This window comes from Helicobacter mesocricetorum, from assembly GCF_900198605.1.
GTDB classification, from domain to species: domain Bacteria; phylum Campylobacterota; class Campylobacteria; order Campylobacterales; family Helicobacteraceae; genus Helicobacter_D; species Helicobacter_D mesocricetorum.
Genome location: NZ_FZPJ01000060.1, coordinates 1 through 1,821, shown reverse-complemented (window position 1 = coordinate 1,821; position 1,821 = coordinate 1). Strand labels below are relative to the sequence as shown.

The following is a 1,821-nucleotide window of genomic DNA, read 5'->3' as shown; positions in this document are numbered from 1 at the left end:
CTTTAAGGTAGATGAAGAGTTTGTAGAATCTATTCTTAGGGTAGGTGGGTTTATAATAAATAGTCGGATGATTTTTCACACAAGCAAATCCACGCTTTTCCCAAATTTCTAGGACTTCATCATTTAAAATAGGTTCATAAGGAAGTCCTCCTAACCAATCAATAATATCGGTTATCTTATACATTCCACGATTTTTATCATACATATTAAGCCCTCTACCTTTGCGAATATCCTCAAAAGTCAAAAAGAAAGTATAGGATACCACCATTAAAAACTTCATTAGGGGATTAGTCTTGTTGTAATATTCTTTCACTCTAAGCCACCAAGCACTCGCTTCTGTTTGATTGTAGAGGGCAATATAGGCATAATTCCCCCCCCCCCCGCTAACTAAAGTCATTACATTATTCATAGCTTTTTGTAAAGCCCCTGTATGGTGTAACACACCCCAGCTATAAACAATAATCTTTTTATCGCCTATTTTTTGCTTTAAAGTTTCTAATGAGGAATCCTCTAAAATATTTCCTTGAAATATCTCCCAATTCTCACTAGCTTGTGGTGCAAATTTCTCTCTTGCTAGAAGTGTGGCTTCTATGGATTGCTTATCAATATCCACACTTAGCACTTTAGAGCATCCAAGCCTTAAAGCAGCGATAGAAAATATCCCACTCCCACAACCAATATCTACAAAGACTTTATCCCTAAACTCAAAATCCTCTCCTAAAAACCTGACTAAAGAATTTTGTGCATTTAGTAAAATCTCCTCATTTGCCACATATTCTATAAACCGCTTCCAATTCCTGCCAAAAGAAAAAGTAATCAAGTAAAACTCCTTATAAATGCTTGCTCTTTTTGATTGTTTTTAAAAATATTTTCAATAAAACTCTCTATCTTGTTTTTATAGTCCTTGCATTCTTGGCATTCTTGTTTTTCAAAAAGTTTTTCAAACCCTTGCGTGTTGTCAAAAAACACTACATTATCACACAAAGGATAGACTTGATAAAAGTTTTGCAAAGACAAATAAAAACGTCTTTCAATGATTTGGGGTTTAATATTATGCCCACCCTTGCTTACGCGTAGTTTTACCCTGTCTTTGGCAATTTGTGGAGAAGCAACACTAATATAATAAAGAGAGATACAATATCCACTCTGCTTTAAGTCTCTAACAAGTCTTAAAATACTATTTCCACACAAGGTGGTCTCTTGATTAAAATCCTGCCTACTTTTAATCATCGCATTTCTTATTTTTAAAGCGATTTTTGAAGCCCTTATTTGATCTTTGGGATTCTTCCAATCCCCAAAAGAACTCACAATCTCATCAATATTAATCCGATAGCCAAAAGTATTGCCTTTTTCTAATTCATCATAATACATAGTGGTTTTCCCACAACCATTCACCCCTGCAAAAAAGGTAACAATAGGCTTTTTCATCATTGACACCTAAGAGAAATCACTATGAGGACTACTATCCTCTACTCTTGCATTAATCCATTTTTCACTACAACTTTGGCACACTTTATCAAACATTTTAAACCTATGCTTAAGTGTCTCCTCTCTAAGCTGCGTGATTAACTCACCCTTACACCAAAACTCTGATAAGTTTTCAGAAACTTTCCCGATATTTACAGGGTCAAACAAAGCACTTCCATTCATCGTGCAACACACTGTTGCATCTCCATAGGGATTTACCATTAGATTACTCCAAGGGAATTGGCACATTAACTTTGCAGTAGGAGGTAATTGTGTGTTAATCTCTTTGCCATTTTCATCAAACTTCTGTAAGTTAATAAAATAGATTCGACTTATCACATCCCTGCAATCACT

Annotated in this window: 3 protein-coding genes; all 3 read right to left on the bottom strand. The window is 35.0% G+C overall.

The genetic code is table 11. From position 1 onward, the window contains the following. Window positions 1-820 (bottom strand): class I SAM-dependent methyltransferase (locus C6H18_RS09135; protein ID WP_104722787.1); only part of this gene is annotated, 820 nt, incomplete at its 3' end. Then, window positions 817-1,428, bottom strand: coding sequence for a zeta toxin family protein (locus C6H18_RS09130; RefSeq protein ID WP_104722786.1), 612 nt, complete (start codon window positions 1,426-1,428; stop codon window positions 817-819). The genes C6H18_RS09130 and C6H18_RS09135, both read right to left, overlap by 4 nt. A gap of 9 nt (window positions 1,429-1,437) precedes the next feature. Then, on the bottom strand, window positions 1,438-1,821 hold a 384-nt coding region (locus tag C6H18_RS09125), incomplete at its 5' end, for an SPASM domain-containing protein (protein ID WP_233704126.1).